Genomic DNA, 9,540 nt, shown 5'->3' on the forward strand with positions numbered 1-9,540 from the left:
CCGGTGCCGACACGGGCACCACGGCCGGCGCCCTGCCCCGCGCCCACAGCCCGTGCACCACGCCGCCCAGCCACGAGCGCGGCGCATGGCGCAGCGCCCCGCGCGAAAAATGCCGCTCGATGTAGTGCTGTGCCACCGACAGCACCGTGAGGATCACGAGGTACCACACGGTCGCCACCATGAGCAGCGGAATCACTTCCAGGTTGCGCCGGTAGATGATCTGGATCGTGTAGAACAGCTCGGGCAGCGCCAGGATGTAGAGGTTCGAGGTGCCCTTGGCCAGCCCGATGATGTCGTTGAAGGCCGTCGGCAGGATGCTGCGCATGGCCTGCGGCAGCACGATGCGCGAAGCCTGGCGCCGGCGCGAAAGGCCCAGCGCCGCTGCTGCCTCCAACTGCCCCTGGTCCACCGACAGGATGCCCCCGCGCACGATCTCCGAGGCGAAGGCCGCCTGGTTCAGCGTGAGGCCCAGCAGCGCCGCCACGAAGGGGCTGATGAGCTGCGTGGTCGGGTACGAGAAGAATGTGAGGTCGGTGAACGGCACGCCCAGCGACACGGTCTCGTACAGGTAGCCGAGGTTGTTGATGATCAAGAGCAGCACGATCACCGGCACCGAACGGAAGAGCCAGGTGAACACCCAGGCCAGCCGCGCCAGCAGCGGCGAGCGCGACACCCGCGCCAGCGCCAGCCCGGTGCCGAAGAAGAAGCCCAGCACCGCGCCCAGCGCCGTGAGCAGCAGCGTGCGGCCCAGCCCGGCCAGCACCGGCTCCGAGAAGAACCACTGCGCGAACACCGGCCAGCCCCAGCGCGGGTTGGTCAGCACCGAATGCAGCACGAGGCCGATCACCGCCACCGCGAAGACGGTGCCGACGGTGCGCGCCGGGTAGGTCGCGGGGACGATGCGAAAGTGTGAGTAGTCGCCCTTGGCGGGCGGTGCCGCGTCGCTGCGGCGCAGGGGTGCCGTGGGGGTACGAGGCTCCGGACCGGCGTCGAGCACGGTGGTCGTGTTCATCGCGACACCGCCCCGCTCAGTGCCGCACTGGCACGGCCTTGCGTGGCCCATTGCGCCAGGTGCTTCTCGAACGGCAGCTTGCGCGGCGTCTCGGGGTCGGCGTCGTCGGTGAATAGCGCCGTGTAGCCATGGCTGCGGTACAGGCCCACGGCCTCGGGCTGGCGAAAGCCCGTCGTGAGGTAGATGCGCTCGTAGCCCTGGCGCAGCACCTGCGCCTCCAGCTCGGCCAGCACGCGGCTGGCCAGGCCCTGGCGGCGCAGCGCGCCGTGCGTCCACACGCGCTTGAGTTCGGCGGTGCGCTCGTCGTGGCGCATGAAGGCGCCACCGCCGATCGCCACGCCGTCGCGCAGCAGCAGCACGAAGTTGCCGTGCGGCGGCGCGAACACCTCGGGCGCGTAGCGGTCGATCTCGCGCGGTGCACCGGGCTCGCGCAGCACGTCGCCGTAGCGGCTGTCGTACTCGAAGGTGAGCCCCTCGATCAACGGCCGGGCCAAGGGGTCCAGCGGCGTGGTGTAGAGGAACTGTTCGCTCATGGGGTGGTTTCCTGCAAGTCGCCGTCGGCGGAAAGAAAGCGCTCGGCCAGCCGGGCCCAGTACACGGCCGCGGGCGCGAGGATCGCGTCGTTGAAGTCGTAGCGCGGGCTGTGCAGCGAGGCGCTCTCGCCGTTGCCGAAGAACACGTAGCTGCCGGGGCGCGCCTGCAACATGTAGGCGAAGTCTTCGCTGGCGGTGCGCGGGCGGAAGGCCGGATCGACGCGCTGCGCGCCGAAGGTGTCCAGCGCCACCGCGCGCGCGAAGGCGGTTTCTTCGGCGTGGTTGACCACCGGCGGAAAGCCCGGCCGGTAGTCGACCTCGGCCTGCGCGCCGAAGCTCTCGGCCTGCGCCCGTGCCAAGACGGGAATGCGCTGCGCCAGCAGCGCGCGCACCTCGGGCTTGAACGAGCGTGCCGTGAGCTTGAGCTCGACCGTGTTCGGGATCACGTTGGAGGCCTCGCCGCCGTGGATGGAGCCGACCGTGATCACGCCCATGTCCAGCGGATCGACGTTGCGCGCCACCACCGTCTGCAGCGCCGCGATCAGGTGCGCGCTCGCGACCACGGGGTCGACCGTCTCGTGCGGCTGCGCGCCGTGGCCGCCTTTGCCACGCACCGTGATGTGCGCCTGGTCGATGGCCGCCATCGCGGGGCCGGTGACGCAGCCCACGTGCCCTGCCCCCACGCCGGGCCAGTTGTGCAGGCCGAAGACGGCGTCGCACGGGAAGCGCGTGAACAGGCCTTCGTCGATCATCTTCTTGGCGCCCGCGCCGAGTTCTTCGGCGGGCTGGAAGATCAGGTGCAGCGTGCCGCGAAAGCTGCCCGCCTCGGCCAGGAAGCGCGCCGCCGCGAGCAGGATCGCCGTGTGGCCGTCGTGGCCGCAGGCATGCATCACGCCCGCGTTCTCGCTCGCATACGGCAGGCCCGTGGCTTCGTGGATCGGCAGCGCGTCCATGTCGGCGCGGATGCCGAGGCTGCGCCCCGGTCCGCGCCGCAGCGTGCCCACCACGCCGGTGCCGGCCAGGCCGGTCGTGACCTCGTAGCCCCAGGCCGCGAGCCGCTCGGCCACGAGGGCCGAGGTGCGGTGCTCCTTGAACGACAGCTCGGGGTGGCGGTGAATGTCGCGCCGCAGCGCAATGAATTCGTCGCCGTAGCCGGCAATGGTGGATTCGACGCGGTGGATGTCCTTCAGGGCCGGTCGTGGCAGCGCGGCGCCCATCAGGCGGCCTTGCGCTCGGCAGTGGCGCCGCCCTGCGGCGCGGCATGGCGGCTCGCCTTGCGCGGCAGGCCCAGGTGGTCGCGCAGGGTCCGGCCGGGCAGCGTGCGCTGGTAGCGGCCGCGTGCCTCCAGCGCGGGAATCACGAACTCGATGAAGTCATCGAGGCCCTGCCCCAACACCGGGAAACCGAGGATGAAGCCGTCGGCCGCGCCCTCGTCCACCCAGCGGATGATCTCGTCGGCGATGCGCTCGCCCGTGCCCACGAACTGCGTGCGCGGCGTGGCGACTTCGAGTGCCACCTCGCGCAGCGTCTGGCCCTTGGCCTTGGCATTCGCCTTGATGCGGTCGGTGGTCGAGCGGAAGCTGTTGCGGCCGATCTCGCCCAGTTCGGGGAACGGCGCATCGAGCGGGTACTGGCTGAAGTCGTGGTGGTCGAAGAAACGGCCCAGGTAGGCCAGCGCCTCTTCGACCGTCAGCAGCGCGCGGATGGCGAGGTACTTGGCCTCGGCCTCGGCTTCGGTGGCCGCGACTACCGGGCCGATGCCCGGAAAGATCTTCACGTCGGTGGCCTGCCGCCCCTGCGCCACGGCGCTGGCCTTGACCTGCTTGAGGAAGGCCCGCGTGTCTTCGAGCGAGGGCGAATGCGTGAACACCGCGTCGGCGTACTTGCCCGCCAACCCGATGCCCGCGTCCGACGAGCCGGCCTGGAAGATCACCGGCTGCCCCTGCGGCGAGCGCTGGATGTTCAACGGCCCCGCCACCTGGAAGAAGCGGCCCTTGTGGTCCAGCGTGTGCAGCTTGTCGCGGTCGAAGAAGCGGCCGCTGTCGCGGTCGCGCACGAAGGCGTCGTCGTCCCAGCTGTCCCACAGGCCCTGCGTCACGGCCAGGTACTCGTCCGCGATCTCGTAGCGCAGCGCGTGCTCGGGGTGGGCGCGGCTGTAGTTCTTGGCGCTGCCTTCCAGCGGCGTAGTCACCACGTTCCAGCCCGCGCGCCCGCCGCTGATGAGGTCCAGCGAGGCGAACTGCCGCGCCACCGTGAACGGGTCGCTGTACGAGCTGGAGATGGTGCCCGCCAGGCCGATCTTCGTGGTGACGGCGGCCAGCGCCGACAGGATCGAGATCGGCTCGAAGCGGTTGAGGAAGTGCGGGATCGACTTCTCGTTGATGTAGAGCCCGTCGGCCACGAAGGCGAAGGCGATGCCTGCGGCCTCGGCCTTCTGCGCGCTGCGGATGAAGAAGTCGAGGTTGACGCTGGCATCAGCCGGGCCGCCCGGGTGCTTCCAGGCATTCATGTGGCTGCCGGCCCCTTGCAGCATGACGCCGAACTGGATGTTGCTCATGACGATCGTTCTTGTGATGGGAAAAAGAAAAAACTCAGGCCAGTGCGGGCTCGCGGGCCTGCGCCAGCAGCTCGACCGCCGTGGCGCGCGCGCCGAAGTCCGCCACCGGGATGTCGATCACGAACTCCTCGATGCCGTGGCGCGCGCTGAGGGCTTCGAGTGCGTCGCGCACCTCGTCGCCGGTGCCGGCGATGACATGCGGGCGCCGCTCCTCGGTGCGGTAGTCGCTTGCGCCGGCCTGCCGCGCGAACTCGGCGGCGGCTTCGAGGCTCGGCAGGTTCACGCTCTGGCCCGTGGGCAAGGTCACGCGGAAGCTGCGCAGCGCGCCCACGCGCTCGGCGGCCTCGTCGTGCGTCTCGGCGGCAAAGGCGAACAGCGCGAGCAGCGGCGCGCGGCCGGTCGCGCCGCGGTAGGCGTCGATCGATTGTTCGATGTTCACGGGGTCGCCGTTGAAATGGCCCGCGTAGACGAATTGCCAGCCCAGCCGCGCCGCGAGCAGCGCGCTCTCGGGGCTGCCGCCGAGCAGCACGCGCTGCGGCGCCACCGGCGGAAACGGCGTGGCCACGGCGCCGGCCAGCGCATGGTCGGCGGGCACGCCGTCGTGCAGGAAGGCGTCGAGTTCGCGCAGGCGCGCTTCGAAGTCGAGGGCCTTCGCCTTCACCGGGTCGTGCAGCGATTGCAGCGCCTTGCTGGTCAGCGGCAGGCCGCCCGGCGCCTTGCCGATGCCCAGGTCGACACGGCCCGGCGCCAGCGAGGCCAGCACCTTGAAGGTCTCCGCCACCTTGAAGGGGCTGTAGTGCTGCAGCATCACGCCGCCAGTGCCGATGCGGATGCGCGAGGTCTTGGCCAGCAGGTGCGAGGCCAGCACCTCGGGCGCCGAACCCGCGTAGGTGCGGTTGCCGTGGTGCTCGGCCAGCCAGTAGCGGCGGTAGCCCAGCCGTTCGGCGCGCCGGGCCAGCGCGATGGTGTGCTGGAACGCCTGCGTGGCATCGGCACCTTCGGGGATCAGGCTCTTGTCGAGCAGGGAGAGCGAGTAGGACACGGTGTTCGGCGATGGCGCAGTGGAAGCGGGTGTGCTTCAAATTCTGCGAGCCATCGCGCGGGCCGTTTGCGCTGAATTCCTCTATCGATATCTGGAATCTGCGGGGTCGCGCGGCTCACCACGCATACGGCAGGAGCGCCGCCACAGCCGTGGCGTGCAGCCGCCTGCGCACGCGCAACGGCACATGGCCATGCGGCGCACGGCGTGCCACTTCATGCGGCGACGCCGGCGCGATGCACCAGGCGATGGCGGTCAGCGCGAGGACGTGGCGGGCCTGTGCGGCCGGGGATGAAGAGGCGACGGTGTGCAGTGGCATGGCGGGCGGTTTCCCTGGTTCGATGCCGCCGATTCTGCGAAGCGCATCCGCCGTTGCCAACGACGGATTGCGAATGTCCTGATGCGGTTTGCATCGCATCCGCGCGCCCAAAGGTGTTGCCTCGCGCCCCATGCGCTGGCTACGATGGGCGCGCAACCACCCAAGGAGCAACCGCCATGTCGAACCATGTCTACAAGTCGCTCGAGCTGACGGGCTCGTCCAAGACCAGCATCGAGGACGCGGTGCAGACCGCCATCGCGAAGGCGCACGAGACGGTGCGCAACATCCAGTGGTTCACCGTCACCGAGACGCGCGGCCACGTGGTCGACGGCAAGGTCGCGCACTGGCAGGTGACGGTGAAGATCGGCTTCACGCTCGAGTAGCCGCAACGCGGCCTTGACGGGTCAGGCGCGCAGCGCCGAGGTGCCGTCGTAGATGTAGCGGCGCGACCACGGCAGCGTGCTTGCCGCCCTGCCCGCCTTGCGCCCGACGATCTGGTAGATCGCCACGTCGTCGTTCTCGAAGGCATAGGCGCAGCCCGCAAGGTAGATGCGCCAGATGCGGAACTTCTCTTCGTCGACCAGCGCGCGCGCTTCGTCGGCATGGGCCTCGTAGGCATCGCTCCAGTGGCGCAGCGTCTGCGCGTAATGGCGACGCAGGTTCTCCACGTCGAAGGCTTCGAGCCCGCCCTGCTGCATGGCCTGCAGCGCCAGGCTGATGTGCGGCAGCTCGCCGTTGGGGAACACGTAGCGGTCGATGAAGTCGCCGCCGCCGTACGACACGCCGCCGCCCTCGGGGTCGGACGAAGTAATGCCGTGGTTCATGACGATGCCGTCGTCGGCCAGCAGCTGTTGCACACGCTTGAAGTACTCGGGCAGGTTCTTGCGGCCCACGTGCTCGAACATGCCGACGCTGGTGATGCGGTCGAACTGGCCGGTCACGTCGCGGTAGTCCTGCAGGCGGATCTCGATGCGGTCTGCGAGGCCTGCGGCCTTCACGCGCTCGGTCGCGAGGTCGAACTGGTTCTGCGACAGCGTGACGCCCACGCAGCGCGCGCCGAACTTCTGCGCCGCGCGGATCACCAGCGCGCCCCAGCCGCAGCCGATGTCGAGCAGCGTCTGCCCGGGCTGCAGTTCGATCTTGGTGAGGATGTGGTCGATTTTCTTCAGCTGCGCGGTGGCCAGGTCTTCGTCGCCGTTCTCGAAGTAGGCGCACGAATAGACCATGTTCGCGTCGAGCCAGAGTTGGTAGAACGCGTTCGATACGTCGTAGTGGTACTCGATGGATTTCTTGTCCGACGACTTGGTGTGCGCGAAGTAGCGGGCCATGCTTTGCAGCGCGCCGCCAGGCTTGTCGAGCGAGTTCTTCGCCAGGCCGTAGGCGATGTCGATCACGTCGCTGAGCTTGCCTTCGATGTCGATCTTGCTCTTGACGTAGGCCTCGCCCAGGTTGTCGAGCGTGGGCTGCAGCATCAGCGACAGCGCCGCGGGCGATTTCACGTGCAGCGTGACCGCCGGCCCGCTGAAGTCACCGAAGTCGTAGGACTGGCCGTCCCACAAGGTGAGCCGCGCGGGCAGGTTGGCCCGTGCGCGGACCGCGGCGCTCCACTGCGCCAGCTTCTTTTCCCAAAGCATGCATCTCTCCGAGTTGTTGAGTAGTCCCGCCTCCACGGGCGGACGGGTGCTGCAGCGAACAAAACGATAGCGAGATTTGGCGAAACCTGCATTTCCACGACGACGCAAGAAATCGCGGCAGGTGCTATGTTGAAAGACCCCTCGCGCGGGGCCCTGGGCGGCCTACGCGGCTTCCATCGAGGTCGCGTCGTTGCCGGCCTCGCCGAGCCAGCGGCGCTTGTCGCGCAGCGGCGGCGCGCCGAACATGCGGCCGTATTCGCGCGCGAACTGCGAGGGGCTTTCGTAGCCCACGTTGTGCGCGGCGCTGGCCACGTCGGTGCCGGCGATCAGCATCTGGCGGCGCGCCTCCTGCAGGCGCAGCTGCTTCTGGTACTGCAGCGGGCTCATCGCCGTCACGGCCTTGAAGTGGTGGTGGAACGACGACACGCTCATGTGCACCGCGCGCGCCATGTCTTCCACGCGCAGCGACTGCGCGTAGTTGGTGCGCAGCGCGCTGATGGCTTTCGCGATGCGCTGCGTGTGGCTGTCGTGCAGCGCGATCTGGCGCAGCCGCGCGCCCTCGCCGTTCACCAGCAGGCGGTACATGATCTCGCGCTTGATGAGCGGCGCCATGATCGGGATGTCTTCGGGCGTGTCGAGCAGCCGCAGCAGGCGCAGCACGGGCTCCAGCACCGGCATGGCGATGCGGTTCACGTACATGCCGCGCGAGGCCGGCGCGTTGGCTTTGGCCGGCAGCTTCTCGTCGCCGATGAGGTCTCCGATCTCATCGAGCGCCAGCTCCAGCCGCACGCCCAGGTAGGGCTCGTTCTCGCTGGTCACGCACACCTGGCCGCACACCGGCAGGTCGACCGAGGTGACGAGGTAGTTCATGGGGTCGTACACGTAGATGTCGTCGCCCACGATGATCCGCTTGGAGCCCTGCGCGATGAGGCCCAGCGCCGGCGTCGCGAAGCCGTGCTTGGGGCCGTCGGGCTTGCTGATGCAGTGCACCTGCAGGCCGGGCACGGCGCATTCGACCGTGCCGTCCTGCCCGCGCGTGATGTGGCGGATGAGCTGCACCAGCTCTTCGCGGGCGGCATCGAGTTCGGGTTCCAGCGGCATCGGCATGGCGAGGACGGTGGCGGTGTCGGGGGTTTCATCAGACATGGGTAGGCCTCTGACAAAGGGAAGCGGCCGCGGTGACGACCATGGAGGATTGGGCTGCCCGCAGCTTAGCGTCGCATCCTCTCCTTCGCACGGCCTGCGCACGAGGTCTGGAGAAATAGGCAAAGACTTTGCAGAAACGCGCTCGCCCGCCGGGGCGCGCCGGCGGGATACTTTTTCGCAACCGCCGGCCATTCGTCAGGCCGGACGGCCCCTCCCCACCCAAAGGACAACTTTCGATGCAATACCGCCAATTCGGCCGCACCGGCCTCCTGGTTTCCGAACTCTGCCTCGGCACGATGACCTTCGGCGGCGCGCCGGGCATCTGGGACCACATCGGCCAGCTGCAGCAAGGCGAGGCCGAAGGCCTCATCGGCCGCTCGCTCGACGCCGGCATCAACTTCATCGACACGGCCGACGTGTACTCCGAAGGCCTGTCCGAGACCATCACCGGCCAGGCGCTGAAGAACCTGAAGGTGCCGCGCGACCGCGTGGTGGTCGCCACCAAGGTGCTGGGCGAAACCGGCAGCAAGGGCGTGAACTCGGCCGGCGCCTCGCGCTACCACATCATGGACGGCGTGAAGGCCAGCCTGAAGCGGCTGCAGCTGGACCACATCGACCTGTACCAGATCCACGGCACCGACCCGCTCACGCCCATCGAGGAAACGGTGCGCGCGCTCGACGACCTCGTGCGCCAGGGCCACGTGCGCTACGTGGGCGTGTCGAACTGGGCCGCGTGGCAGATCGCCAAGGCGCTGGGCATCGCCGAGCGCGACCGGCTCGCGCGCTTCGAGTCACTGCAGGCCTACTACACCGTGGCCGGGCGCGACCTGGAGCGCGAGCTGGTGCCGATGCTGCGCAGCGAGCAGCTCGGCTTGATGGTCTGGAGCCCGCTGGCCGGCGGCCTGCTCAGCGGCAAGGTCGACCGCCACACCGCCACCGCGCAAGGCAGCCGCCGCGCGAGCTTCGACTTTCCGCCGGTGAACGTGGCGCGTGCCTACGACTGCATCGACCTCATGCGCCAGTTCGCCGAGCCGCGCGGCGTGTCGGTGGCGCAGATCGCGCTGGCGTGGCTGCTGCACCAGCCGGTGGTGACCAGCGTGATCGTCGGCGCCAAGCGCATCGACCAGCTGGACGACAACATCGCCGCCACCGAGGTGCGGCTCACGGCCGACGAACTCGCGGCGATCGACAAGGCCAGTGCGCTGGCGCCCGAGTACCCGGGCTGGATGCTGGCGCGCCAGGGCGGCGTGCGCGCCCAGCGGCTGGCCGACTCAGGCCGTCGCGGCTGACACGAGCGGGG

Annotated in this window: 10 protein-coding genes; 2 read left to right on the top strand and 8 right to left on the bottom strand. The window is 69.2% G+C overall.

What is annotated here, in order from left to right; all coding sequences use genetic code 11:
• The 6 genes from VBO01S_RS29335 to VBO01S_RS29360 all read right to left on the bottom strand — a co-directional run.
• Positions 1-1,012, bottom strand: a 1,012-nt coding sequence (locus VBO01S_RS29335; protein ID WP_157627493.1) for an amino acid ABC transporter permease, incomplete at its 3' end; no start/stop codon positions are given.
• Complete coding sequence (locus VBO01S_RS29340; protein ID WP_062482166.1) at positions 1,009-1,545, bottom strand: GNAT family N-acetyltransferase; 537 nt, start codon at positions 1,543-1,545, stop codon at positions 1,009-1,011. The genes VBO01S_RS29340 and VBO01S_RS29335, both read right to left, overlap by 4 nt.
• On the bottom strand, positions 1,542-2,762 hold the full coding sequence (locus VBO01S_RS29345; protein ID WP_062482168.1) for a M20 aminoacylase family protein: 1,221 nt from the start codon (positions 2,760-2,762) through the stop codon (positions 1,542-1,544). The genes VBO01S_RS29340 and VBO01S_RS29345 overlap by 4 nt, the downstream gene beginning before the upstream one ends.
• Positions 2,762-4,102, bottom strand: coding sequence for an LLM class flavin-dependent oxidoreductase (locus tag VBO01S_RS29350; RefSeq protein WP_062482170.1), 1,341 nt, complete (start codon positions 4,100-4,102; stop codon positions 2,762-2,764). The genes VBO01S_RS29345 and VBO01S_RS29350 overlap by 1 nt, the downstream gene beginning before the upstream one ends.
• Positions 4,103-4,136: 34 nt before the next feature.
• Positions 4,137-5,144, bottom strand: coding sequence for an LLM class flavin-dependent oxidoreductase (locus tag VBO01S_RS29355; RefSeq protein ID WP_062482173.1), 1,008 nt, complete (start codon positions 5,142-5,144; stop codon positions 4,137-4,139).
• A gap of 115 nt (positions 5,145-5,259) precedes the next feature.
• Entirely contained in the window at positions 5,260-5,460 is a 201-nt protein-coding gene (locus VBO01S_RS29360; RefSeq protein WP_062482175.1) for a hypothetical protein, read from the bottom strand.
• Between the two features lie 176 nt (positions 5,461-5,636).
• Between VBO01S_RS29360 and VBO01S_RS29365 the strand changes: the two genes are divergently transcribed.
• Positions 5,637-5,843, top strand: a complete 207-nt coding sequence (locus tag VBO01S_RS29365; RefSeq protein WP_062482179.1) for a dodecin — start codon at positions 5,637-5,639, stop codon at positions 5,841-5,843.
• Between the two features lie 21 nt (positions 5,844-5,864).
• Here VBO01S_RS29365 and VBO01S_RS29370 read toward each other — a convergent pair whose 3' ends face one another.
• Complete coding sequence (locus tag VBO01S_RS29370; RefSeq protein WP_062482182.1) at positions 5,865-7,094, bottom strand: class I SAM-dependent methyltransferase; 1,230 nt, start codon at positions 7,092-7,094, stop codon at positions 5,865-5,867.
• A gap of 162 nt (positions 7,095-7,256) precedes the next feature.
• The gene (locus VBO01S_RS29375; RefSeq protein ID WP_062482185.1) at positions 7,257-8,240 is read right to left on the bottom strand and encodes an AraC family transcriptional regulator; all 984 of its coding nucleotides are present in this window, start codon (positions 8,238-8,240) and stop codon (positions 7,257-7,259) included.
• 236 nt (positions 8,241-8,476) lie between these two features.
• Between VBO01S_RS29375 and VBO01S_RS29380 the strand changes: the two genes are divergently transcribed.
• A complete protein-coding gene (locus tag VBO01S_RS29380; RefSeq protein WP_062482187.1) occupies positions 8,477-9,529 on the top strand; it encodes an aldo/keto reductase in 1,053 nt (350 codons plus the stop codon).
• Positions 9,530-9,540 lie beyond the last annotated feature (11 nt).

It is taken from the genome of Variovorax boronicumulans NBRC 103145, from assembly GCF_001591345.1.
Taxonomy (GTDB): Bacteria; Pseudomonadota; Gammaproteobacteria; order Burkholderiales; family Burkholderiaceae_C; genus Variovorax; species Variovorax boronicumulans.